Below are 24,466 nucleotides of genomic sequence, written 5' to 3'. Positions count from 1 at the left end.
CCCATACCCGGCCAGCCAGAAAGCCGACCTCGACCTTGATCGCTACGCCACGCTTCACGCGCAGACCTACGAGGAGGCTGTCGGTGCGGCGACGCTGATTTCGCACATACTGGAAGCTTTCATAGCGGGGGAGCGGTGATTCAGGAAGGAGGACGCGGGCAAGGCCGCGCCGTCAATGCCAAGCTGATGCTGCCGGTTTCCGCTGGTGGTCATCCCTCGACCGCGCAGCCCAAGGCTGCACGGTCCGGCTTTTTATCTCGAAGCTCTTATGTGGCTCCCAGCCCACAACACCGCAGCCTCGCAAAGCTGTCCGAAGCAGGGCTAAGCCCGCATCCTATATAGACTTCCGGCCATCAAGCTATTTTTAAATGACTTGATGCCGCCAATTATTTACTTTGACTAGCATAATGAAGCCCGGCACACTGACGGCAGCACAGCGATTCGTCGAGAAAATACAGAGAAGCTTTCCTCTTCCCGCAAGTCGGACAAACATACCACCATCGGGCGCCACCATACTGCGGGCTGGTGGTCGTCAGTCGTACCGTGATGCTATGGCTGTTCGGCAACTCTGCCACCAGCGCACCACCTGACATACGTAAGCCTATACCGTCTACTGCCTGTAACTTTCTGTCCTTTTCACTAGCACCGATCTTCGACAAGATGAGAGAGCCAATTCTTGCCACATCGCTGACATATTTGCGCGTTCGCTTCCTGCCAGCTTTGCTGGCCCGTTGTTTCTCCAGCCATGCACAATAACCCTCATATTGCCGCGCTCTGCCGCCTTTAGTTTTCGCGCCGGTACTCAAGCCTCCGTGAAATTTACAGCGCCCGTTGGAATAGATAGCTGTAATTTTGCAGGCCGTGCCTGAGCGGGTTCTGGCACCACACCGCAGGCCACTGATATCAGGATAAGGCTCATATTCTGGTTCTGGTGGTAATATCAGATGCTCGTGTCTTCCCACCAGCATCTGGTCGAGCAGGTTTCCCCTGTCACCCTCATCAAATTGCTTTCGCCACTCAAGACGTGCCTCATGATTTCTGTTCAACACAGCTTTATACAATCGCAGCAACCTATACTTCTCTTTGTCACTTATCATCTGAACCTTAACAATTCTTAACTGTTCATGGGGTAGGGTATATTGCGAAGTTTACAATACATCCCAGCATATGAAGTGCAGTTCTCCTTGGTGATCATGGAGTATTTATGCGCCTGAACAATAAAACCCGAGGTATTTCACGATGAGGGTTCTGGCCTGAAGTTATAGCGTTAATTTCCGAAATCATTAAAAGAAACACCATGAATTCGCATCTTAGTTTGCGCAAAATCAGCTGTTTCTTAACAGATTAAACGAGACGTAACAAATTGTTTTATTTGCTTTTTTATTGGTTTTTTTGCTGGATTGCGCATATCCAACACACTGACTGTGCAGAGTCGCAAATTTTGCGCTGTGAATACCCAGATAAAATGCTCTGACTCCGCTTTAGAGGAAGCCAATTGACACAACATGAGGACACATTCTAAACGGGAAGGTAGTGACGTATGCTCGCGATTTATCACAAAAATCAACCTTAGTCGGTCAACTTTGAGAAATACTCGACGGTCAGTGCAAAGTGCTTCGATAGTAAACCCTGAAGGATGCCATACCAAACCTAGGAGATGTATTACATCCGTAGCCAACTTCCAGTGTTTCCAGTGGAATAGCTGACGGATAACAGTACAGCAATAGTATTTATAAAACGCGTACATTCGTAAGTATGGTAAGACATGAACCGAAAACACAGTGGCACCCGGCCCGAAGTTTAATGGAAAAGGCGGGGATTTAGCCCACACGATGATAATTGGCTAATCAATATCAAACCCAACGGGTTAACGGCAGAGAAGGGCCTTGAGGAGGCGTTCAGACCCTATAATGAATGTACCAGGTAAGCCAACAGCCTAACTACAGCATTTTAGTCTGCATCGGGAATCCGTAGAAGCTCTGTGACATCAACTTCCAAGGCATAAGCCAAGCGCTCCAATCCATCAATGCTGATATTTGTGACGCATCTTTCTAACTGAGAAACATAGGTACGATGGAAATTCGCCAATTCGGCTGTTTTTTCCTGACTCAGTCCTTTTTCTGTACGCAACCTCTTAAGATTCAAAGAAATCCGAATCCTTGCATTTGGTAGATGTTTTGCATGAGTGTTTTTCATGCTACACAGTGTGGATTTCTGTCGTCTAAACATCTACAGTACATCAATCTACTGCTTTTAAATCTCATTTCAACTGTAGTAGACACTCTCGCACTAGCTACAAATATTGTTAATGAATTGTTTTAATGAAATTTATTTTTATTCGAAGGATTCTGATATGTTCATAAGAGTTGTCACCCTGTGTTTCGTCACACTGGTACTAACCGCCTGCGTGACAGGAGAGAAGTTTGCTAAAATCAGCCAAGGAATGAGTCGTGCAGATGTGATTGACAGACTAGGATCACCTGATGGTGTGCAGACAGAAGGTACAGTTGAACTGTTGACCTATGCAAACCGGTTTATGTCCGACTGGTCATGGGATAAAGCCGACTATAAAGTGTTACTTAATAATGGCTTTGTCGTCCAATATGGTGCCACCAATATTTATCACGATACAGGAACGGGGGAAAGAATGATGGCAGCAGGACAAATCATGCAACAGAATAAACCTGTACAAACCAACTGCTATCAAATTGGCTCATCTATACATTGTTCGAGTTATTAATACTTATAATATTCATTATATATGCGATTTTTTAATTCAAAAAACTAACGATTAGCTCACTTGTGGCTATTCAATAGCCACATTGATTCTTCACATCAAGAAAAGCAAATAAGCTATCAGGACGATTCACCCACCAGCACGAAACCCCTAAAGCCCGCAGATACCGGGCTTTTTTGTTATCATGGGATATCATAAAGACGCAACAAAGCGCATGATTGGCGTGTACGCAGAGGTGTGCCCATAATGAAAATCTAAACTGGCCCCATATATGAGACGACAATAACTCAGTCCGGTTGGCGCTGATTATTCTGGCCGATTTTGTAATCTGAGCACCATGTTCATGATCCCACAGGAAATGGCGTGACGCTCAATACTCATCAGGTCAGTTATTACATGACTCAGCGTAAGAAAGGTGTAACCCAGCATATCTCGGCCATGAAGGCCGGTATCTCTGTTCGCTCAGGTCGCAGGATCGAAAAAGATCAGTGGTCTAAAACCGGTAATCGTCACTGGCGGACGCGTAAAGATCCGCTTGAGGCCGTCTGGGACATCGAGCTTGTTCCCCTGTTGAAGGAAAGACCAGCTCTGATGCCCACGACCCTGCTGGAAATGCTGCAGGATAAATATCCCGGTCAATACCCTGGCAGCCTCCGCAGGACGATGCAGCGGCGGGTCCGCGAGTGTAAGCTGCAGTATGGTGCCGAACAGGAAGTGATGTTCCGGCAACTGCATCAGCCAGGCCTGCGCGGTCTGTCGGACTTTACCCGAAAAGCGGGAAATGAGACCGGGCATGCAGCTAATTGCTACTGCCCAATGATGAAGCCAGCATAAATCAGAAACGATCGTATTTTCCAAATGATAAAAAAGGAGTTAACTATGGCGAGAGCCGGGCGTTAACGTCCTGGAATTATAAACAGGAAGGGGGAGAGGGAATGAGGCATTTTTTTCTTAAATCATTAGCCGCAGGTATTTTTGTTTTAGTCAGCTCAGGCGTTCAGGCTTCGTCAGTATCTGCTTCTGATACGACCCCCCAGATGGCCTACGAGGATATATCTCGCTCCTTACCTGAGCTGGAACCCATAACTTTCCAGGCAGGCGCAGAAAAGCACAGGCTGTTAGTTTTTGTCGATAACCAATGTATTTATTGCAGCTATGTCGTTAAAAATATCAAAAAATATACTGACGCAGGACTGACAATGTCGTTTCTGACGGTGGTGCCGACATCCATCAAGGATTCGGTTATCGAAGATATGGGGCGAGTCTGGTGTGCGTCCGATCGCCAAAAGAGTCTTCAGAATGCCATGGCCGGTTTTTTGCCAGGCAACGATAACTCAGAAAAATGTAAAAATCTGGTGATTAAACAATCGGAGCTCGCTGACCGACTGGGTGTTACCGTAACGCCTGCAATGGTTGTGTTGGATAAGTCTGCTCACACCTTCCTGGGTAGTGTGTCCCCGGATAAAATTCTCTCCGAACTCCAGTGAGTAGATGAGAATCGTAAATAATTTTATTGGCCGTAACTCCTTCATAGTGGATTAAGTAACCCTGAGAAGCTTCACCACGCTTAGCGTTGATAATAATTCTGAGTTGGGTTGTCTGTCGCAACATTAGCGCAGTATTCCACGAGTATTGTTCGACGAATGATTGGATGTTCAGGTCAAAATGAAGAGGTGAACCATGATAATGGATTACCTGTTGATGTCGTACATTGCGCTTGCTTCTTGCTGGCCTGTGACGCTGATCCTGCTATCGGTTGCCGTTGTCGTGTTACTGCATGCTGAGCGGCGGGTGCTGAATGTGTCCATCGTTGTCTTGGTTGGTTTTCTGGTTTTTGCTGCCTGGCAGTTCGGGGCGACAATGCGTAGCCCCTTTTCATTGCTGGTGGGTGGCGCAGTTAACTTTGTACATCCTGTCGGGAAAGAAAGTCGCTAACCCTCTTCCAATTTCAGCCATCAATACTGGCGCAACACGAACGCGGTTAAGCACGGTGAACGTAGTCGGCATGCATTCTTCCCGCTTGAAGAGGCTTACGAGCTTTCTCCGTTGCTAAAAAGCAGGGTACGCAACCTGATGCTGGCCGAACATCTCGGGCTGCTAATACAAAGCGACCCAGAGTACGGAACAGAGACATGGCGGGAAATGGCACTTCTCAACGGTATGATGGGCTTGCATACTGACCGCATCATGAGGTTTGAGTTGCAGAAAGCGAAAGCTGATCTCACGCGCGCCAGACTGGAGCTGTTAAGGCTTAAAAAGCGTCTGCCCGCCAGATGCGTGATTTGCTGGCTGGTGGTCGTGAGAATTCTGGATAGTTCTGGACGTATGGGGAATATGGCAACGTTAATGGCTGAGTGAAAAATATTTATTGTCCAATCCATTGCTTGCCATGAGACGCCTACTCAGGTCGTGGAATCCGTAAGGGAAAGATTTGGCTGAAATAACCCGCCAGCAGGTCGAATCACACGATCCGACTAAGGTCAGCAGTAAGGGGCTGGCTCAAAAGTGGGTAGACATATGCAACGTCACCCGAGAACGCTTCCATAAAGATACCTCGGACATTCCGATCTCCAATAAAGCCTATCATCTCCGCGTTCTCAACCGCATGGCTGTAAACGCCGAAAGCATGAAGAACTTCGGAATGACGGCCGATATTCTGGAGCAGGCCGCTAAAGAGGTTAGCGGAATATACACCAGCCGGCTGAACGTGGAGACAGCAGGCAAAAGCAGCAGTAACGCTCAAGCACGGGCTGCAGGGATTAATCCACAAGAAACCGCTGACGCCTTCAAAAAGATGATGAGTTGAAAATGGATGCTTTTGACTTAGATCTAGCCACCAGCCTGACCTACCTTTTCTTGCAGGGCGCCACCTGCAGTTGCGAAAGATCAATGTTGGCTAAATTTTCAACGAATACCTTGGATGTTCATCTACAGCCCGGAGAGAACCAAATGAACATCAAGTTAGCCACTATTTCCGTACTTGCTGCTGCTTTCGTCTTTGTGTCAGATATGGCCATCGCCAAATCGAACCAGTTAACTGATGACCAGGTTAAGCAAAGAATTATCGACGACTCTATAGCATCCTACCCAGGTACCTGCGCTTGCCCATTCAATACGGCACGGAACGGAAGCTCATGCGGCCGCCGCAGCGCCTGGAGCAAAGCGGGAGGATATTCGCCTGTCTGCTACAAGAAGGAGGTCACGAAGGATATGGTAAAAGAGTGGCGCCAGCAGAATCAGTAACGGAGAGGCTACCTTCTGGCTGGGCGTCATTGCCTTTGGCAAGCAGGTGACGCGCTGGCAAAACACAGTAAAGGCGATCTTGTCAGCGTGGCGGGCAATATGCAGCATAATCATTGGACGAGCTATGTCCGCTACTTCCCCTCAGGCCGGGGAGGTAGTGGAGCCCTTACTGGAATATGCCTGCATGTGTAATGTTTAGATGTATTACTTTCGCACACCTTGGTTGACAAAACAGAGTAAATGCGAAAATATATGGTTTACGAATTCTGGAAAAGGCGAAACTTAAGATGAGTAACAATCAGCTAGCACCTTGTTGGGAGTTTCAGCCTTACCTTGCTGAAGCTGATGTTCAGCACTTACTGTCTGAGATTGCCAGCGTATTAGATCAGCTCTACTATCACCAGCATGTATTGGATAGTAACTGGTCAAAAGGGGTGAGGGCGTATGATTGGGTGCGAAATCATCTGATCCAGAACGAATCATCAATCCCGGGGCTGGAAATGCTATCCAAGGGATTGAATTATGTATTGGCTTTAAATAAAGTCCCGCTGCAGTTTTCCAAGGATTGCATCGACAATCCTAAAAAGCGTCATCGTCTTTTGCGCAACAAAGTGGAGCACGAACAGCTTTCATTGTTTGGAGATGTCGAAGCTGAGCACGATATTACGTGGCGCATTCTGGCTGAGCCATTTATAACCGAAGAGGAAGGCGACGAGTTAGAGCAATCATTGCCTAGGTGGGAAGTCGCACTAGTCGGTTTTAATAGTTATGGAGCTCAGATTAGTATGGTTACTCATCAATCTAATGTAACAGTACCACTTATTCCTGTCGATTCAACTTCCCTTCCTGGTGAGGCTGAAATTGATGATGCTCTTCTTCGTCGCCGTAAAAAAGAAAACGATCAGGATGTGAGTAGTAATGGAACATCAGGTGATTAACTTTGATGACTATCGCGGGGATAAGCTCAAATTGGCCAGGATGGCTGTTGGGCTTTCATGCGAAGAACTTGCCGATAAAATAGGCAAAACAAAACAGTTCGTGAGTAAAATGGAAAAGGGTTTTAAACCCACAGAGCAGGTTTTAGAACTAATAGCGAACGCTTTAAAAATAAAACCTGACTTTCTGTACTCTGAGCGTAAATATGCACTTGAAAGTGATGTTTGCCATTTCAGAAGTAAAAAGTCACGAACTCAAACTCTCACAAATAGTGTTTTGGCTAGGGCAGAGATACTTAATATCATTATATCTGCAATAGAGGAAGAGATAGAGTTTCCTGATGTCAGTATCCCTGAGTTTCCAGGGGCTGAACTGAAAACCTTTAACGATATTGAGCGTGTAGCTGAGGAATGCCGCCGAGTGTGGAACCTTGGACTTGGCCCTATCTCATCAATGGCTAAATTGGCTGAGAGTGCTGGTGTGATTGTTGCTTATGTAACGGGTGTTGATGATAAAGTTGATGCATTTACAGTCCATAACAACAGACCGGTTATTATACGGAACAATGCGAAAAAAAGTGTTTGTAGATTCCGTTCTGATATAGGTCATGAATTAGGGCATTTAGTAATGCATGAAGGGATAATAACTGGTGATAAGACTACTGAATCACAGGCTGATCGTTTCTCCAGTGCGTTACTCGCGCCTCGGTTATCATTTATAAAAGAGTTCCCTCGCATCAGAGGTAAGCAATTTGATTGGAATGCATTAGTTGCTTTCAAACTTAGATGGAAGATCAGTTTGAAAATGTGCATCTTTCGAGCAACATCTCTTGGCCTGTTAACTCAAGAGCAGGCAAGAACTGGGTATATTCATCTTAATTCAAAGGGATATACCAAAGTTGAGCCTGGGGATGAGCTTTTGAAATCTGAAGAACCTAATATGTTCTCTTCTGCTATCGATATGCTCGATGATGCAACATGGCTTAACATTCTTGCTAAGACAGGACTAAGCCAGGAGTTAATAAGAGATTTGTTTTCAATTAATCGGCCATTGATTATTCCGAGAGGTACTCTTCAGTTAGTTCGATAACCCACCTCAGCGTAACACCTATCGTTGAAGCAAAATGTTCGGTTAAACAGTCTATTGGGTATAAGCCCGGAACCAGATAACGATAAGAAAAAAGGTGCAGCTTGTCTGCGCCCTTTTTCTTAGAACCATCTTGCTAAGACGGAGATAAACGCCAATGCAACTCTATTGATAGCAATGTTGCTGGCAGTTCTCTAAGCTGTTGAAGTACGCCCTCAACAACATGTTCATGTGTACGTCCATTACCAATGCATGTTCTTAAAGCGCTATCAACCCTGCATTCTCCCTTAAAAGCGAGCGATGCTTTCGCATTGACATGTTCCAAGGATAATTCATTTATAAGAAAGCAAACCACCTGCTCTAAACAGACAAATCGATTATTTAGAGCAGCATCTTCTATAAACCCAGTTTCAGCAATAGCCTTCAAAAAACGTTTATCGCCTGATAGAAGCAAATCCTGATGATTCAATAAACCTTGAAGTAAGCGCATCTCACCTTCGTCAAGATTCTCGAAATTGTTCTGTAAATGAATCAAGCGCGGGTCTGTGATCAGCTCTTCAAACATCAAAAATGTTCCCTGTGATAAGCATTGCTGGACTCGCTCTAATGCAGCAGCGCCATATCGACGAAGGGAAGATTTTCCTCTCAACTGATACACAAGTGTATCTAAAACATAAAGTTGGCCATACTTACTTGTAAGTAATTTGCAACCATCAGCAAGTAGATCAAGTTGGGCCAATTTCAGTACTACATCGTTATCAAGTAATACAGCCACTGGCGTTACACCTCGATGTTGTTCATTCTGCAGAGCATTTCAAACTTGTCTTCCGAAACCTTCTCTTCATCAACATACTCAAGAAAAGTTCCAGCAGCTTGCTCCATCCAATCCAAACGAGGGTAAAGTAAGTTCAGTGCTTTCCCACATACAGGGAAAAAATTTCCACTATGCGTGCGGCTCATAGTTTTGGCGTAATTCAAAGCTACATGCCCCGGATCGACCTTATTGTGACGTCCTATGCGCAGAGCTTCTGAGGCCAGCACCTCTGCTGTGATCCATCCTTTACTGTGAAATGCCGCATCAGGCCTACCATTAAGTAGCTCTATCGCGTAAGCATTGGCCTCTATTTCTTGGGGGTTATCAACATCGTCTTCATTAATTTTTTCATCGATTAATAACGAGTTATTTTCAAGATGACCGCAGGCGATATGCCCAAGCTCATGAGCCAAGCCAAACAAAACTCCACTTGCATGTTTATGTTTTTTCGTAAGAGCTATAACTGGACGCTCAGAAACCTTTATAGCAACCGCATCCATCTTTTTTCTAGCTGGAATATCAGTCATATACAACACAGGAATACCTGCGGACCAAGAAAATTCCAGTAGCGACAGAAAGTCTACCCAAGGCTTTCCTTGAGACAGAATTGACTCTCGGATATCACGAGCAGAAGGGAGGCCCTGATAAGGTTTTTTTGCAACTGAAGCTGCAATTTTTGCCATACCATCTACAACTGCCGTTGCCGCTTGTAACTCTTCAACAGACTTGTTTGCGGCGTGCTTATATCTCCGCACTGACTCATTGAACCTCAATTGAGCTGTAGGATTAATAACTGTCGTTAAATCCAGATTTGCAAACTTTGCTAATCCTAAAATGACCTGCTGGCTGATACTGGCTGAATTATTAAGCGAGTCATCCCACCAATCAGGAAGCAACTTTGAAAGGCCTTCAGCCAGACGAGCGTCAAGAGCGCTAACCCGGCGTAAAAAAGTATTAAGAGGTTTCTGATGTGTAGTTACAGTCATCTCATCCCCTCCTTTATTGTTCATTTTGATAGTTCGTTATGTGCACAGTATAACCGTAGCTTTTTCGCACCACACGCATTTTCTGGGAATCATTGCTAGCATGCAGTTATCCATTATAACCTTCAGCGCACGCTCGTATCCCCATCACGCCTGCCCGCTTTGTGTAGTGGTTTTCACGCACCTGCATGAGATATGAAAAATCCTGCAAAAATGGGTGTAAAGACGGATAATGATCAGCGTTCATCTCAATAGATAGGCTTTTCTGCTACTTGGATACGAGTCAGGGAGATATTCATGATAAAAGACTACCTGATTGTGGCGTACCTGACGGCAATTGTCGCTTGGCCATTCACACTGGTGTTAATTGGTCTTTCTGCTGGAGCTGCACTCTATATGAGGCGCAGAGTGCTGTGCGTTGCCCTCGTCGTTCTGTTCATGCTGGTGGTCATCGCTGCGTGGCAGTTTGAACGCTACATGTAAAATCATACCGCCCTATGAAAATGCCTATATCTTATTTATAGGCAGAAACGGTGTGTGCTGGCTATGTATAAGCACAGGTGATGAGCTTTACCTATGAGTGAGTAAGACGCTACCACAGATATACGGCATGCTCGTGCTGACCTGTTCCCCGTTGATTAACACACCAAAAAGTCATTCATTATACGAGACGATGCAATCGAAAGAGCTTTTCGAAAAAGTCGGAGATCCTCGGCGCAGCACCGTCCCCGACCAACTCGTTCGCCCCAAATCGATAGATTTCATATCCAGCGAGACGTAACTCGCGATCAGCCGACACCATGTCTGCATACACCTTTAATGACGGATGATCGTTTTCCGTGAAATGGTGCTTTCCATCCACCTCTATCACGATACGCTGACACCCTGGGAGCAGTAGCAAAAAGTCCATGCGTTGACGCGGAAGAGGTAAGCGATGGCGCAGGGTTTTCATGACAGCAGGGTCATAATGAAGGTAGACCTGTGGAAGGAGCGCGGGCAGCGTCTCGCCAAGGACGTTTCTATAGGCCTTAAAATAAGTGGCAAAGAGCTTTCGCTCAGCATCTGAGGCCAGAGACTCTTGAAGTCGTGCTCCAAGGTTTGCAGCATTGCCCTCTGGGGAGATATCGTTCCACCAAGCGACAAGCTCGGACCAGAGAAGGCCGTTTGAGCCAATTGGCCGGTCATAGACCAAACAACTTTCTTCATTGGATAGAATGACGATGTCGTTGTTGATGGCGTCGGCGAAACCAATCTCCGGCTTCGGTCCCCGCGAGGCAAAGATCAGGTTCTTAGGTCGCCCTTCAACCCCACGCACGATAGGGCGAAACCCAAAGATTGGATGACCAGAGAGTTCACATTCCTCCGCTAGCTCATATCCGTCGCGCGCAAGGATCTCGTTAAGGGCAGTGACAGTCTGCAACTGTTCGTCTCCCGACCGGGAGAGAGGGTGAACAGCTTCTTCGAGCAATGCTCCAAACCTAGCAATGGAGCAAGTGAATGCGCCGATCTTACTAAATAGGTGTTCCACCGACCAGTCGCCGGGATTGACATCCATGTGCTGAGCGACTTGATCTCGTAAACTTCGGCCATTGCTTCCAAAAAGGTTTTCAAAAGGCGAGGAAAGGGGGAAATATCGTTCGACCACCTCTACCGTGCCACGTTCACCAGCGAGATCATCTCCGAACGCCCGAGCGATGTCTCGTCGTGTGATGTGGGACAAAGGCTGGTCACCGGCCTCAAGTACCCTACGGCCCAACTCATCGAGTGCGACATCTCCACGATGCGCGGCGAATTTAAGTGCGAAACGCGCCAATTCCGCCTGTGTAAGGTTTGCCAGCGCCAAGTCGATACGCTCTCGCTTTGAAAGGCCCTCACCATTTGCGACCACCAATCCGGCGATCTGCTGCGGTGCCTCACTAAGCTCTCTATGAGTCATCGTCTGCAGAATACGGGCAATCTGCCCGTAAAGATCACTAGCCACAGCTCGTTACCTCTTCCTTTGACACGACTGAAGCGAGCAAGCCGCCGTAGTCGTAGCTGGTAATACATTTTCTTCCTCTAACAAAGGGACGTGATTCTGGGCTATTACCCTCAGTTAGAACATACTTTCCTTCCAGTATTATGCATCAGCAGGTGGCCAGCGGAGCTTTCCGCGGCCAATTCGCAATACGTCCACCAGCCTGGTGTTGCCGGGCACGCGGCCCGAGAACAGGCTGGGCTTGGGGTCAACCGCCGACTTTTTGAATGCGGCAATCCGCGAATAGTCTGGCGTCGCCAGCCAAGTCCGTCCGTCCCCCTCGTCAGTGACGATCCGATAAAGACCAGCAATAGGGGCAGTCTCGGTATCAAGCAGACGCTTATAATGTTCAACAGACCATTTTTGAATGCCTGCTCTGAGGGCTTCGGTTCGGAAATGTGCCCATAGCGAGGCCGTGTCAGGTGTTGGCCAGTCGCCTGCGACGGTATAGGCCGTAATCTCGTCGGATTCAAGCCAAGCTCGCATCTCAAAAGGAGTTACAAATACAGGATTGGCACACTTGATCGCTGCCATAGCCGCGCGCCGTGATGGAAGGCCTGCACGGATCAACATCGCCATCATGAATTGCGGGACGCCTGTTTCAACAACTGCTGCCGCGCCACCAACCACCGTTTCCGGCGACCAGCCGAGAGACATTCGTCGGACACGGACAGCTTCTAATGCCCAAACCAAACGATAGGTGAAAGCCTCTTCAACGACCCGCATGTTCTGCGGTCCGATGTTAACAACATCTTCGCCAGACACCCAACTACGTAGGATGGCCTTCCAATTCGTCGGCAGCGCGTTCGCATTGTCGGGAACAAAGGGTCTCATGAACAGCAGACGTTCACCAAGGCCACCGAGGGTTTCGACAAGTTCGTTGACGTCACCGTTCAACGCAGCAGCGTCGGCACGATCGAGGAGATCAGCTAACTCGTCAGCCATGGCGTCAATGGTGAGACCAGCCTCAAGTCCAACGCCCATGGCAAAATGCCCCCGTCGCGCCTGAGCCGTGGTGGTCTTCCAGATGAGAGCGGCACGCGCTTCAAACACCTTCTTATGCAGTGGGATTACGTCCTCATCCTCGCGGGCGATCTGACGGGCCCAAAGTGAGCCTCTGAGTGCGTCATCCAAGAGTTTTGGAAGGTCGTTGCGATCAGCATCAAGCGCCTCGAGCAGACCGAACACGGTTGCATCGAGACGTTCGACGATCTGCGAGAGCGGCTCCTCGTCAATGGTTTCTTCCTTATCATCATCGCTATCAGCGCCTTCATCGTCGTCACCAGCTTCGTATTCGCCCCCAGCAGCTAGGCGTTCAGCGACAGCGGTTTCTTCTACGGGAGATCGCCAAGCCTCACGGGCGTTGGCGAGGTATTCCCAAGCATCATCTCGACCTAGGACACCTTCGCGAGACAGCCGAACAAGGATCTCGGCGACAATCTGGATGAGTCCGCTCTTCAGTGTGCGGGCCTTCGCAGAGACGACCAGCTCTCTCCATTCTTCCTTTCGCCAATTTATCTTGTCGAACATTACATGGACGATGAGGCCCTCGACGTCCACGAAGGCGCGACCAGCGCGCCCGGCCACATTCGCGAATTCCTCGCCTTTAATCTTCTCAGATGCACGATATAATGTTGGTACTAACAAGACAGCGGCGTTGAGATTGAGTCCCTGCGACAGTGTCGGCGACGCGACGATGACCTTCAGCACCCCCTCTGATAGTAAAACTTCCACCTCACGCAGGAACGGGCTCGGCAGCCGCCCGTGGTGGATTGCAACACCGACCCTCAAGCAGGCAACGGCGGGATGGTCTTCGCCCAACCATTCCTTACCGACCTCCAAAGCGCGTGCGATCAACGCATTATCCCCCAACAGCGAGTCCAGATAGCCACGCCTACATAGGTCCACTACCTGTTTGCCGTAGCTCTCGACCCAATTTGCTTGGGTGGAAAAGATCAGGGTTCGCTTGCCCTGTCCAGCGAATTCCCACGCCACGAACAAGGCGAGATGCGAATTCTTGCGCGGATAGGGCTTCCTCTCCCGACCCCGCGCCGGTTTTCGTACGACGAATTGGTCGAGGAACGGACCATTGTCATCGAGGTCAAGCCGGAGCAGCGCATCCTCGCCCCTCCATATTAGCGCGCCAAACCTCTGCCGTGTGGGGCGCCAGTCGGAACGCACAGGTTCACCCGGTTCGTCGGAGCGTATCCATGCGGTGAGATCATCGAGTTCGTCGCCACTTGGCAGAATAGCGGAGAGACAAACAATCCGACGTTCGCCCGCATCCGCGCGTCGAAGCAGACGTTGCACTAACGTTTCGTAGCGGATTTCGCGCTCGCTCGGGCCGATCATGTGCCCTTCATCGAGGACGATCAGACCGACATCATCGATCAGGGATGGGTCACTTCGCAGGGCGAAGTCGAGCTTCTCTGGTGTTGCGATGACGATTTCGCGGGAACGCAGGGCATCTTCATCGCCAGTTGAAAGGCCGCTGGCACCGTAAAGCGAGGAAACACTAAAACCGAGGGGCGCGAAGGTCTTTCTGAAGGATCGCTCGGTCTGGGCGGACAAAGCACGCAATGGCGTGACGATCAACACCCGCCGTTCTGAAGACAAAGTCATCAGCACGGCAATCTCGGCCACCCGCGTCTTGCCTGCGCTGGTCGGCAAAGCGACGACCAAATCGTCGGTGAGGTCCGTGGAACGCTGGGCCGCTTCCAATTGAGACGGCCATAGCTCCACCTCGGAAGTCTTGCGCGCATAGAGCGACGAGATAAACAGTTGACGCAGGTCTGGGTATTTGTCCTCTGCCCCCTCTGGCGGCTCGGTCGGCAGATTCTGATGTAGCGAATGCTGCCAAAGGTCATCAATCAGGTGGCGACAGAGGTTCGAGATCCACCACAAAGGAACATTCTCCGAATTATCTGCCAGACTAACCGCTACGGCGAGCAGTGCCCGTGCTTTCTCAATCGGCTCAGATTCACCTGTCTCGAGTGCGAAGTCAAAATGGGCCAAGGCTCTGCAGATTGTAGTATTGAGGATGGTCGCTAACACCTCATCAATGTCCCCGTTTTCTCCCCGTAGCACTTCGGCAATCTGTTCATCGTCGTGAGTCTCGTCGTCCAACCACCCGCGAACAAAAGTGCGTAATTGGCCTAGATCGCGCAGGATTAGATGTCGAATAGCCATCTCACCCGGTGATGCATTGAGATCCTGTGACATCTCGTTGAAAAGCGAATAAGCGACGGCAGAAAAGCCAGCCAAGTGATAGGCCGCGGCGGCGATAGTGCGGTGGAACCCGCGGCCTGGAGCCTCTGGATCACCATTGCGAATAAGAGCCTCGAAAGCATTGGCTGCGCGTTCGAATGCCTTACTCGTCAGATTCGAAGCCCCAGCCTGAGCACGCAGGGCCATCGCGCCCCGCAGCAGGGCGAAGCCATGTTCAGCAAGATCGGTTTCGATTGTCGCGCCGAACTGCGGCGCATTCGGTGGTAGTACGCCTTCCCTGCGCATCAACGACCAAGCCGTACCACGATAGAGGAGACGGCTAAGGATGCCATCGGCGGTTGCGGCCGCAAGGAATGAGGTCAGTTCGTCAATCGTCTCCAAGGTCTTCCGCCTCTTGATACATGGCTGCGATGAAATCCTGGTGATCTTCGATATGGATATTCACGACGTAATGGTCTCGATTGGTGCTCGTGGCATCGAGATCCTTTTTTAGTGACGCGTGGGGCCCGTTGCCCGACATAGTAAAGAGCATGTGATCAATACGGTCGGCGGGAAGCAACTTCAGGCCTACTTCGTCACGGAGACTGCGGCCTAGCTCGTTGTCATCAGGGTCTTGACTCTCCAACAGCCTATTGGCAACAAATAACAGAGAATCAGGCGTGCAACGACCATTATCGCGGTTGAGTACCTTGCGAGCGCTCGTGACCGTAGCTTTACCCAGCACCCTGTTACTTTTAGCTTCGCCTTTAAGAAGCCAGAGCTTCTCGCCATTACCGTCATATCCGGCACCAATAAAGTCGTCGCCGCGCATAGCCATGTTGCGGCCGTCCTTATAGCGGAGACGGCGTACAGGAACACGCAGGCCGATCTCTTCCTCAACCAACTCTGTCGCAAGAATCTCGCCAAGATCGCCTGAGCGACTTCTGGACGTCTGAGGCATAGCTTCGCTGAGGATTTTTGCGGCTACCTTGTATCCGAGCCGACTTACGTCCTCGACGATACGTTCGAGTCGGTCGTAATGGGAACGGATAATCTCAGCAAGGTCATCGCGGATATCGTCGCGGCCACCATCCTTTTCGACATAGATCCAGTAATACTTGCGCTGTTCCTGTTCTTTGGTTGAGTCACACCACTTCTCGTATAGCCCCACTATGCTCCCCCTAAAGTTTCCATGATTTACCGCGTGATTCACTTGACCTACGATACTCACACATCGCTATCAGTACCAAGAAAAACACCGCATTTTCAATGCAACAGTTTATCCTCAATCCACCTGATCGTTGGCCGATACCTCTCAATACCCCGGCAGATATGTCTCAGCGTCATAACCTGATAGCCAACTGAATAGCGTGATGACACTGTAATGACACGGAACTCTGAACACGCCCTCTTTCTCCAGCAACACTGCATTGTTGTAGCAGTCGATCCCATTAACTCCGCTATAAAAATTAAAAAGACAGGCTCACCTGTTCACCTTTAAATTTTTCTTATTTGTTTTCATTGGATTAAGTGATGATGGCTTCATCTTCAAGCTTTCACTACTGTTCACCTTAACACTTCACCTTATTAGATAATAAGGAATAAGGAATAAGGTGAACAGGTGAATATTTAATGAATAGTTAATAAAAAATATTCATCCGTTAACTCACTATTATTAATAGATTTTCAACAGGATGAATAGTGGTGAACACTTCACCTATAAACTTTATTTTGAGTCGAGTCACATGAGGGCATCCATTCTTTCGAGTCTTCGTTCAACATAACGTTTGACCGCAATCCTTGTTTTGTCCTGTGCCTCTGGTACGTCTTGTCATATTCCGCCATTGCTCCCGGCATATCTGTACCGAACCTGGTAAGCGATATCGGCTTGCTAAGCCCATTGGCCCGCATATAGGTAAGGTAAGCGTGGTACAGGTAACGACGTGGGTTAGACGGCATAATTTCAGCGTTCCCAATAAACATGCCGTCACAGACAACTGATGTTATCAGGTAGCCGCAAAAGTCCACCAGTGAATCCCCTTCACGTTTAATAACCAAAGCTTCCTCAGATTTCTGTTGTTCATACAGTAACCGCTTTGCTTCATCTTGATCAGCAAACTTGAACAGTAGATAACGAATTACGATCGCCAACTCGGCTTCTATTTTTTTGACCAGCATCGGATCACGTTCATTTTCCGGCACAACTTCGGAAAAATTGAAAATCACCCGGCGCCGGGAAATACCTCCGCTGCGATCGCTAAATGACATAGCATTATTGTTGACTGCCAGTACTACCGCAGAGATGCGAGTGGAGTACGGTGCCTTATGTTTCGGATCGATAGATACCTTGTCCCCGCCGGTTATCGCCTTGATGCCCGCGCCATCACCGGCATAACGCGTCATATCTGGCAGGATAATCAGCGAGTAACCAACCACCAGCGCACGATCCCGCGAATCCTCAAGCGCCTTCATACCAGCTGAAACCGTGTTGACTTTTCCCGCCAGCATTGTGCATATTTCCGCGAAAACGCTCTTACCACTACCCCCAGGACCAGTAACCTCAAGAAAAAGTTGCCAGTCGTAACGATTAGCCAGCACCATAAACAGCGCCGCTAATACGCGATCCGCTTTCCGGTTGTTGTTACCGACAGAACGACTCAACCATTTCCAGAGGTTTGGGGCATGGGTATCCAGCCTTTCACCTTCCACCTGAGCACTGAATGGTAATTCGCTTGCAATCAGAAGCCAGTCATCCTTGTTGTGCTCACGAAATTGAGCGGAACGGGTATCAAATACCCCATTACTGAACCCAATGAGATTACGGGCTGTAATCCCCATAACAGGTAGGCTTAACTTCATGGTTTCGACCGCTGACTTAATACCGTTCTGCGAATAGGCAGTTTTCGCATCAATAAAGATCTGCGCCATTGTTCGTTGTAGCTCTTTATCAGACACAGGCCCCCATACCACGCCGTTATAACAGTGAACGATATCGGAATCGGCATGTATCGCCAACGCGTCGTTGTAACGTGCCATGAGCACTTCTCCGCGCTGGCTTGCTCCCATACGAGAGAGGTCGGTAACTGCCATTCTCAACCATTCTTCAGGCGATGTGGACAAGGTATCCGGCAATATTGTAGAAGCGGGAAACACCCGGTTAATCCGGGGGGCGTCGCACAATAGAACCTTCAGGTTGTCGGGGCCGATGATATTGGCTACCAGTGCCATGCGATATTCGCGCTGTTTTCTGGTATCCGTTGCCAATAGTCCCTTATCGCATAACCACTCGTAAGTAGTTTGGTTGCTATCCACTAGTCGGTAAAGTTCCTTTGTCAACTGACCATACCGGGTAGTGGAGTCCTGATGTTGTTTCATCGCCAGTTCGGCATCTTCCCGTTCAACCTGATGGCCATTCACCCAGCGATATAGGCAGCTGTAAAGCGCATCAGACATAACTTCCTGCATTTGCATCTCTGCTGTCATGCTTGAGGTCTCCTGGTCATGGTGAACTTACCGATCAGAGGGTGGAACCAGTATTTACTACCGTATTTTCGCTTTGCCTCGCGAATGACGTTCAGTGCTGCCTCCCTGAATTTGACTTCATGGACAATAACTCCGGCCTTTTGCCGAAGCATCATTACGCCACTGTTCTGTGCTAATGCTTCTGCCTTGCTGGTGGATATCCCTATTTCTGTTGCCAGCATGATTAAAGGAGCCATCCCTTCAGGGATGGCCTCTCTGTTTTGCATGGCTGCTAATGCAAGCTCCAGCGATTTTACGCGTTTCACCAACTCATCATGTTGCGATAGGCTTACATGAATAGCTTCCAGGAAGTCTCTTTGAGCCGTAGGCGACTCCCCTTGATGTAGTTTTTGGGCGTGAGCGTGCCACGGCCCGATATCGTGCCTATTTAATTTGTTCATAATTAAATCTGGGAAAATAGTTTAGAAATGATAACGAGTTATGAGCTGACGTTTATATCCGCAAGAGGATGGGAATTATCCCCATCCCTGCCTATAACGTTTCATTTACTGACCAGTTTCTCTAAGTCCGACAACCTCCAGCGCAGGCGATTACCAATTCTTACTGGGCTTATCGGTCCTTTGCCATAGCACGCCCAGCAACGTAGCGTCTGCGGTTTCAGCCCTAGGAAGTCGGCGGCTTCATTAGTTGTTAATATCTGGCGTGTTGCAAATGCTTCTTGAGGTTGTAATGAGTCTGGCATCGTTCAGAGTTCCTTACTGTTGGGAAGTATTGAGAGCGATGTGAGTAGACAATGAGAACCATGGGTGGAGTAAACCCTGGACCATGGGTAGACTTTTTTATTAATTGATTTTTATACAGTTATTAATGGAGAAAGTTAAATCTACCCAGATATACGGGATTAAACCACCATGGATAAGGTAACAATTTGAGGTAGGGAAAACGCCAGAATAGCGTTGATTGACATACGGCGCGGGTGCTTACAAAGTGCTTACATGAAAGAAATAGTTAATGAAATTAACGAGAGGATTTATCGTAACTTATTGATTTAATGGTGCCGATAATAGGAGTCGAACCTACGACCTTCGCATTACGAATGCGCTGCTCTACCAACTGAGCTATATCGGCCCTGCAAGAGGTGTTCACGAGCGTGAATCACGAGGCAAAAGGTTAGAACTTAGCGGGCGATGCGTCAATAGCCAGTGGAATCAACTGCCTATTTTTGCATCGCCCGTTCTCATTTACGCACGAATGGTATCGTCGCCGAAACCAATCCACTTATAGGTGGTTAACGCTTCCAGCCCCATCGGGCCGCGGGCGTGCAGCTTCTGGGTGCTGACCGCCACTTCCGCGCCGAGGCCGAACTGGCCGCCGTCGGTGAAGCGCGTGGAGGCGTTCACATATACCGCGGAAGAGTCCACTTCATTGATAAAGCGGTTGGCGTTACGCAGGGTGCGGGTCAGGATGGCGTCGGAGTGCTGGGTGCCATGTTCGCGGATATGGGCGATAGCCTCGTCCATATCAGCCACCACTTTGACGTTTAGATCCAGCGACAGATACTCGTCGTCATACTGCTCCGCTTTCACCGGCTCGACCTTCGCTGGGCCGTTTTGCAGCGCGGGGAGGGCGGAAGGGGCGGCGTGCAGGGTGACGCCGCTCTCGGCCATCTGCTTGCTCAACGCCGGCAGGAAGGTATCGGCGATGTTGCGGTGCACCAGCAGCGTTTCCACGGTATTGCAGGTGCTCGGCCGCTGGGTCTTGGCGTTGACGATGATCTTCAGCGCGGGGGCGATCTCGGCGGTTTCATCCACGAAGATATGGCACACGCCAATCCCACCGGTGATCACCGGGATCGTTGACTGCTCACGGCACAGCTTGTGCAGGCCCGCGCCGCCGCGAGGGATCAGCATATCGATGTATTTATCCATCTTCAGCATTTCGCCCACCAGCGCGCGATCCGGGCTCTCGATAGCCTGTACCGCGGCGGCCGGCAGACCGCACTCCTGCAGCGCCTGCTGGATCACCTTCACCGTGGCGGCGTTGGTGCGCCAGGTCTCTTTCCCGCCGCGCAGGATCGCCGCGTTGCCGGTTTTCAGGCACAGGGAGGCGACGTCGACCGTCACGTTAGGACGCGCTTCATAAATCACGCCAATCACCCCCAGCGGGACGCGGCGACGTTCAATACGCAGACCGCTGTCCAGCAGCCCGCCGTCGATCACCTGGCCGACCGGATCGGCCAGATTGCACACCTGGCGCACATCGCTGGCGATGCCGCTCAGACGCGCCGGGGTCAGCGCGAGGCGATCGAGCATCGCTTCACTCAGGCCATTGGCGCGAGCTTCGGCTAAATCTTCCGCGTTGGCGCGCAGAATATCGTCGGTCTGCGCTTCCAGATAATCGGCGATCTTTTCCAGTACCTGATTCTTTTCCCGGCTGGAGAGTAACGCCAGCTGCCAGGAGGCCGCTTTGGCGGCAATGCCCATTTGTTCCAGCATTTTCAGCTCCTTAACGGATGATCATATCATCGCGGTGGACGGCCACCGGGCCGTATTCATAGCCCAGAATGGCATCGATTTGCTGCGAGTGCTGGCCGGCGATAAGGCGCAGCGCATCGCTGTTGTAGCGGCTGACGCCGTGAGCGATGTCGCGTCCTTCGCTATTGCGGATGCGGATCACTTCGCCGCGGGAGAAGTTGCCGCTGACGATTTTGATCCCTTTTGGCAACAGCGAGCTGCCTCTTTCGAGGATCGCCTGGGTCGCGCCCGCATCGACGGTGATTTCCCCCGCTGGCGGCGCGCCGAAGATCCAGCGCTTACGGTTCTCCAGCGGAGACTCCTGGGCGTGGAAGCAGGTACCTACCGGCAGGCCTGCCATCGCATGGCCGATGACGTCCGGGCGGTTCCCGGCGGCGATGATGGTATCAATCCCCGCCCGGCAGGCGACGTCCGCGGCCTGCAGCTTGGTGCCCATGCCGCCGGTGCCAAGTCCGGAGACGCTATCACCGGCGATGGCGCGCAGCGCGTCGTCGATGCCGTAGACGTCTTTAATCAGCTCCGCCTGCGGGTTGCTGCGCGGGTCGGCGGTGAACAGGCCTGGCTGGTCGGTTAACAGCAGCAGCTTATCCGCCCCGGCGAGGATCGCGGCCAGCGCGGAGAGATTGTCGTTATCGCCCACTTTGATTTCCGCGGTTGCGACGGCGTCGTTTTCGTTAATGACCGGGACGATGCTGTTATCCAGCAGCGCGCGCAGAGTGTCGCGGGCGTTGAGGAACCGTTCTCTGTCTTCCATGTCGGCGCGGGTCAGCAGCATCTGGCCAACGTGAATGCCATAGATAGAAAACAGCTGTTCCCACAGCTGGATCAGACGGCTTTGTCCCACCGCCGCCAGCAGCTGCTTGGAGGCGATGGTGGCGGGCAGTTCCGGGTAACCAAGGTGCTCGCGCCCGGCGGCAATGGCCCCGGAGGTCACGATGACAATACGGTGTCCCATGGCGTGCAACTGTGCGCACTGGCGCACAAGCTCGACGATATGGGCGCGGTTCAGGCGACGGGACCCGCCTGTTAAAACACTGGTGCCCAGTTTTACCACCAGCGTCTGGCTTTCACTCATGATTCTCTGCCGTTCAAAAGGAATATCGATATCGAGCTGATGTTGTAGCAGGAGTCGGCCCGCTTGCCAACACCCGGGGCGGCGGGCGCGCCATTTTATTGCGCGGGATCGGGCATTCTGGAGAGGGAATGTGACAAAAATATGTCAGATACATTTAAATACCCTTTTTTATAAAAAGTTCCATCTTGTCATAAATATTTAATATCCCGGCGTTAAAAAACCTCCAGTTTTTGATGGGCGAGCGCCCGCAATTGAATAGCGCGTATAAATAAATCACCAGGACTGAATAATGAAAAAGAGTACTCTGGCATTAATGATGATGGGCTTTGTGGCTTCAACAGCGACGCAGGCAGCGGAAGTTTATAATAAGAACGCGAACAAGCTGGATGTGTACGGCAAGATCAAAGCCATGCACTATTTCAGCGACTATGACAGCAAGGATGGCGATCAGACCTACGTGCGTTTCGGTATTAAAGGCGAAACGCAGATTAACGACGACCTGACCGGCTATGGCCGTTGGGAATCTGAATTCTCCGGTAACAAAACCGAGAGCGACTCCAGCCAGAAAACCCGTCTGGCGTTCGCCGGCGTGAAGCTGAAGAACTACGGCTCCTTCGATTACGGTCGTAACCTTGGCGCCCTGTACGACGTGGAAGCCTGGACCGATATGTTCCCGGAATTCGGCGGCGATTCCTCTGCCCAGACCGATAACTTTATGACCAAGCGCGCCAGCGGCCTGGCGACCTACCGCAACACCGACTTCTTCGGTCTGGTGGATGGCCTGGATCTGACCCTGCAGTACCAGGGTAAAAACGAAGGCCGTGAAGCGAAGAAACAGAACGGCGACGGCGTCGGCACCTCGTTAAGCTATGATTTCGGCGGCAGCGACTTCGCCGTCAGCGCAGCCTACACCAGCTCCGACCGTACCAACGATCAGAACCTGCTGGCCCGCGGCCAGGGTTCGAAAGCGGAAGCCTGGGCGACCGGCCTGAAATATGACGCCAACAATATCTACCTGGCGACCATGTACTCTGAAACCCGCAAGATGACCCCGATCAGCGGCGGCTTTGCCAACAAAGCGCAGAACTTTGAAGCGGTGGCGCAGTATCAGTTCGACTTCGGTCTGCGTCCGTCCCTCGGCTATGTGCTGTCGAAAGGGAAGGATATCGAAGGGGTGGGGAGTGAAGATCTGGTTAACTACATCGACGTGGGCCTGACCTACTACTTCAACAAAAACATGAACGCCTTCGTGGATTACAAAATCAACCAGCTGAAAAGCGATAACAAACTCGGCATCAACGATGACGACATCGTCGCGCTGGGTATGACCTACCAGTTCTGATTAACCGCAGAACCACCCGCCGCAGCCCTGGCTGCGGCTTTTTTTTTAGCGGCGATTCTTCGCCAGATGCAGGGTGTCGCTGTTCATGGTGATCTGCGCGTTATACTCCTTCGGCAGACGACGCGCCTGATAGAACGCCGATTCCCAGTAAGGGTTGTCCAGCGAAGAGCGCATCACGCCCTGGCTGCTCGAGGCGTGAAGGAAATTATGATCGGTATCGTAAAAGCCAACGTGCATCCCGGCCCGGGTGCGGAAGAACACCAGATCGCCGGGACGTAAATCCCGCTTATTGACCCGCACGCCCATGTGCAGCAGCTCGCGGGTGGTGATCCGCTCCATCGGCAGATTAAAGCGATCCTTCAGCGTGCGCCAGACGAAACCCGAGCAGTCGACGCCGCTTTGTTCAGTACCGCCCCATTCATAGGGGGTTCCCTGCCAGGTGTGCATCTGATCATGCAGGGCCGCCACCACCGGGATCAGATCGTCCGATCCGCCGTCAATGGTCATATCCGCATGAGATTTTGTGTTCTTTGCCTGTTTCGGTGAGGAGGTGCATCCTGCCAACAACAAAAAAGGAATTAAAAAGAGAGCATGCGTCAGTTTTGGCTTCATATCGTTATTTTCGAAGTAGCAAGCAGACTGCTTTGTTTTATAGCCGATTAAAAACCACGGCTGAATAAGCCGAGGCCGCCTTTACGTTTATTTACGATTAAAAATAAACAACCTCGGGATGGATCAGCCATAAAGGGCAGTTGTCACTTCGCAACGGTCTATGCCAGGATGCTGACAGGAACATTTCACGAGGCATTCCATGACGCATTACGCCATCTCTAGCGAGACTTTGCCCGGCGCCGCTTTCGACGCGGGGTGGATGACGTCTGCGCCTCATCATCGCTTCGCCACGCTCTGCCCACCGCCTCCCCCTCCAGACCGGGTAGTTTTCGGCGCTTAACGCCGTCTTTAGCAGGCGCTTACCTGCCGGTATGACGCTTGATACCTTGTGTTTGAC

The 24,466-nt window shown here is 50.4% G+C and carries 22 protein-coding genes, 1 tRNA gene and 4 pseudogenes; 13 read left to right on the top strand and 14 right to left on the bottom strand.

The features are described 5' to 3' along the window. Positions 1 to 7 precede the first annotated feature (7 nt). A pseudogene (locus KB890_RS09210) lies at positions 8 to 139 on the top strand (DUF2274 domain-containing protein); the annotation flags it as partial. A gap of 247 nt (positions 140 to 386) precedes the next feature. Here KB890_RS09210 and KB890_RS09205 read toward each other — a convergent pair. Then, on the bottom strand, positions 387 to 1,097 hold the full coding sequence (locus tag KB890_RS09205; protein WP_022631218.1) for an HGGxSTG domain-containing protein: 711 nt from the start codon (positions 1,095 to 1,097) through the stop codon (positions 387 to 389). An 853-nt stretch (positions 1,098 to 1,950) separates the two neighbouring features. Beyond that, entirely contained in the window at positions 1,951 to 2,196 is a 246-nt protein-coding gene (locus tag KB890_RS09200; RefSeq protein WP_071604874.1) for a helix-turn-helix domain-containing protein, read from the bottom strand. 157 nt (positions 2,197 to 2,353) lie between these two features. On the opposite strand from KB890_RS09200, the gene KB890_RS27570 reads away from it, so the two are divergent. From KB890_RS27570 to KB890_RS09150, 10 genes and pseudogenes are all read left to right on the top strand, one after another. Beyond that, positions 2,354 to 2,740 carry a hypothetical protein gene (locus tag KB890_RS27570; protein ID WP_022631219.1) on the top strand — a complete coding sequence of 129 codons (387 nt, stop codon included), beginning with the start codon at positions 2,354 to 2,356 and terminating at the stop codon, positions 2,738 to 2,740. Between the two features lie 360 nt (positions 2,741 to 3,100). Beyond that, a pseudogene (locus KB890_RS09190) lies at positions 3,101 to 3,517 on the top strand (IS21 family transposase); the annotation flags it as partial. Between the two features lie 155 nt (positions 3,518 to 3,672). Then, positions 3,673 to 4,224, top strand: a complete 552-nt coding sequence (locus KB890_RS09185; protein ID WP_020323942.1) for a thioredoxin fold domain-containing protein — start codon at positions 3,673 to 3,675, stop codon at positions 4,222 to 4,224. 199 nt (positions 4,225 to 4,423) lie between these two features. After that, complete coding sequence (locus KB890_RS09180) at positions 4,424 to 4,672, top strand: hypothetical protein (RefSeq protein ID WP_020323951.1); 249 nt, start codon at positions 4,424 to 4,426, stop codon at positions 4,670 to 4,672. A gap of 138 nt (positions 4,673 to 4,810) precedes the next feature. Beyond that, entirely contained in the window at positions 4,811 to 5,095 is a 285-nt protein-coding gene (locus KB890_RS09175; protein WP_023279821.1) for a hypothetical protein, read from the top strand. Between the two features lie 3 nt (positions 5,096 to 5,098). Next, positions 5,099 to 5,543: pseudogene (locus KB890_RS09165) on the top strand (DUF2280 domain-containing protein). A 143-nt stretch (positions 5,544 to 5,686) separates the two neighbouring features. Next, positions 5,687 to 5,980 carry a hypothetical protein gene (locus KB890_RS09160; RefSeq protein WP_023279819.1) on the top strand — a complete coding sequence of 98 codons (294 nt, stop codon included), beginning with the start codon at positions 5,687 to 5,689 and terminating at the stop codon, positions 5,978 to 5,980. Then, a pseudogene (locus KB890_RS27565) lies at positions 5,973 to 6,100 on the top strand (single-stranded DNA-binding protein); the annotation flags it as partial. The gene KB890_RS09160 and the pseudogene KB890_RS27565, both read left to right, overlap by 8 nt. A 167-nt stretch (positions 6,101 to 6,267) precedes the next feature. Beyond that, a complete protein-coding gene (locus tag KB890_RS09155; protein ID WP_020323948.1) occupies positions 6,268 to 6,918 on the top strand; it encodes a hypothetical protein in 651 nt (216 codons plus the stop codon). Next, the gene (locus tag KB890_RS09150) at positions 6,899 to 8,005 is read left to right on the top strand and encodes a helix-turn-helix domain-containing protein (RefSeq protein WP_022631223.1); all 1,107 of its coding nucleotides are present in this window, start codon (positions 6,899 to 6,901) and stop codon (positions 8,003 to 8,005) included. The genes KB890_RS09155 and KB890_RS09150 overlap by 20 nt, the downstream gene beginning before the upstream one ends. A gap of 133 nt (positions 8,006 to 8,138) precedes the next feature. Here KB890_RS09150 and KB890_RS09145 read toward each other — a convergent pair whose 3' ends face one another. Together KB890_RS09145 and KB890_RS09140 are read right to left on the bottom strand one after the other, a co-directional pair. Continuing rightward, complete coding sequence (locus KB890_RS09145; protein ID WP_023279818.1) at positions 8,139 to 8,777, bottom strand: hypothetical protein; 639 nt, start codon at positions 8,775 to 8,777, stop codon at positions 8,139 to 8,141. A 5-nt stretch (positions 8,778 to 8,782) separates the two neighbouring features. Beyond that, the gene (locus KB890_RS09140) at positions 8,783 to 9,802 is read right to left on the bottom strand and encodes an ImmA/IrrE family metallo-endopeptidase (RefSeq protein ID WP_020323938.1); all 1,020 of its coding nucleotides are present in this window, start codon (positions 9,800 to 9,802) and stop codon (positions 8,783 to 8,785) included. Positions 9,803 to 10,096: 294 nt separating this feature from the next. On the opposite strand from KB890_RS09140, the gene KB890_RS09135 reads away from it, so the two are divergent. Further along, positions 10,097 to 10,282 carry a hypothetical protein gene (locus KB890_RS09135; RefSeq protein WP_020323937.1) on the top strand — a complete coding sequence of 62 codons (186 nt, stop codon included), beginning with the start codon at positions 10,097 to 10,099 and terminating at the stop codon, positions 10,280 to 10,282. Positions 10,283 to 10,460: 178 nt separating this feature from the next. Here KB890_RS09135 and KB890_RS09130 read toward each other — a convergent pair whose 3' ends face one another. The 9 genes from KB890_RS09130 to proB all read right to left on the bottom strand — a co-directional run bounded on the left by KB890_RS09130 (position 10,461) and on the right by proB (position 22,115). Next, on the bottom strand, positions 10,461 to 11,780 hold the full coding sequence (locus tag KB890_RS09130) for an AbiJ-related protein (protein ID WP_020323941.1): 1,320 nt from the start codon (positions 11,778 to 11,780) through the stop codon (positions 10,461 to 10,463). 138 nt (positions 11,781 to 11,918) lie between these two features. Then, positions 11,919 to 15,425, bottom strand: coding sequence for a DEAD/DEAH box helicase (locus KB890_RS09125; protein ID WP_020323939.1), 3,507 nt, complete (start codon positions 15,423 to 15,425; stop codon positions 11,919 to 11,921). Continuing rightward, the gene (locus KB890_RS09120) at positions 15,412 to 16,194 is read right to left on the bottom strand and encodes a HamA C-terminal domain-containing protein (RefSeq protein WP_020323947.1); all 783 of its coding nucleotides are present in this window, start codon (positions 16,192 to 16,194) and stop codon (positions 15,412 to 15,414) included. The genes KB890_RS09125 and KB890_RS09120 overlap by 14 nt, the downstream gene beginning before the upstream one ends. A gap of 542 nt (positions 16,195 to 16,736) precedes the next feature. Further along, positions 16,737 to 18,506 (bottom strand): DNA primase family protein, encoded by a 1,770-nt coding sequence (locus KB890_RS09115; RefSeq protein WP_020323953.1) that lies wholly within the window; start codon positions 18,504 to 18,506, stop codon positions 16,737 to 16,739. Then, on the bottom strand, positions 18,503 to 18,772 hold the full coding sequence (locus KB890_RS09110) for a hypothetical protein (RefSeq protein ID WP_223178539.1): 270 nt from the start codon (positions 18,770 to 18,772) through the stop codon (positions 18,503 to 18,505). The genes KB890_RS09115 and KB890_RS09110 overlap by 4 nt, the downstream gene beginning before the upstream one ends. 275 nt (positions 18,773 to 19,047) lie before the next feature. Further along, complete coding sequence (locus KB890_RS27800; RefSeq protein ID WP_071604873.1) at positions 19,048 to 19,248, bottom strand: helix-turn-helix domain-containing protein; 201 nt, start codon at positions 19,246 to 19,248, stop codon at positions 19,048 to 19,050. Between the two features lie 310 nt (positions 19,249 to 19,558). Further along, positions 19,559 to 19,634, bottom strand: a tRNA-Thr gene (locus KB890_RS09100). Positions 19,635 to 19,747: 113 nt separating this feature from the next. After that, a complete protein-coding gene (gene proA / locus KB890_RS09095; protein WP_004147253.1) occupies positions 19,748 to 21,001 on the bottom strand; it encodes a glutamate-5-semialdehyde dehydrogenase in 1,254 nt (417 codons plus the stop codon). Positions 21,002 to 21,011: 10 nt separating this feature from the next. Then, entirely contained in the window at positions 21,012 to 22,115 is a 1,104-nt protein-coding gene (gene proB, locus KB890_RS09090; protein ID WP_004144574.1) for a glutamate 5-kinase, read from the bottom strand. Positions 22,116 to 22,404: 289 nt separating this feature from the next. Here proB and phoE point away from each other — a divergent pair, with 289 nt between their 5' ends. Beyond that, complete coding sequence (phoE, locus tag KB890_RS09085) at positions 22,405 to 23,457, top strand: phosphoporin PhoE (RefSeq protein WP_004144576.1); 1,053 nt, start codon at positions 22,405 to 22,407, stop codon at positions 23,455 to 23,457. Between the two features lie 45 nt (positions 23,458 to 23,502). Here phoE and KB890_RS09080 read toward each other — a convergent pair whose 3' ends face one another. Next, positions 23,503 to 24,069, bottom strand: coding sequence for an NlpC/P60 family protein (locus KB890_RS09080; RefSeq protein WP_020324135.1), 567 nt, complete (start codon positions 24,067 to 24,069; stop codon positions 23,503 to 23,505). Between the last annotated feature and the right edge of the window lie 397 nt (positions 24,070 to 24,466).

Origin of the sequence: Klebsiella sp. P1954 (assembly GCF_018199955.1) — a bacterium.
Lineage (GTDB): Bacteria > Pseudomonadota > Gammaproteobacteria > Enterobacterales > Enterobacteriaceae > Klebsiella > Klebsiella pneumoniae.
The sequence above is the reverse complement of the archived record's forward strand: the minus strand, read 5'-3'. Positions and strand labels throughout refer to the sequence as shown.